Annotated in this window: 1 pseudogene; it reads right to left on the bottom strand. The window is 34.7% G+C overall.

Annotated elements, in window-relative coordinates:
- Nucleotides 1-354, bottom strand: a pseudogene (locus tag OL66_RS04025) (hypothetical protein); the annotation flags it as partial.

Here is a 354-nt window from a genome sequence, read left to right as displayed (position 1 = left end):
GTTTTAGAGCTTTCCATGCATCTATTACTTCGTTAACAACCAAACCAGTAGCTGCACCTACAACCATGCCTGCGGGGCCACCTAAGGCGCCTATCGTAGTTGTTGTTTTGATGATATTTGTTTTGTTTTTCCATTCTTTGTTTTGGGTTTCTAGTTCTTCTTTTTTGGTGGTTAATTTTTGGGATTCGGTTTCTAAATCAAAGATTTGTTTGTCTAATTTCTCTTTCATTGTTGTGTGGGCTTTTTTTGCTAATGTTAATTCATTGTTTAATTTATCAATTTGATGTTGTAATTCTTTGTTGGTTTCACCTAATCCACTATTGGCTGATTCTAACCCTTTAATTGTTCCTTCTA

This window comes from Chrysanthemum yellows phytoplasma (genome assembly GCF_000803325.1).
Lineage (GTDB): Bacteria > Bacillota_I > Bacilli_A > Acholeplasmatales > Acholeplasmataceae > Phytoplasma > Phytoplasma asteris.
The sequence above is the reverse complement of the archived record's forward strand: the minus strand, read 5'-3'. Positions and strand labels throughout refer to the sequence as shown.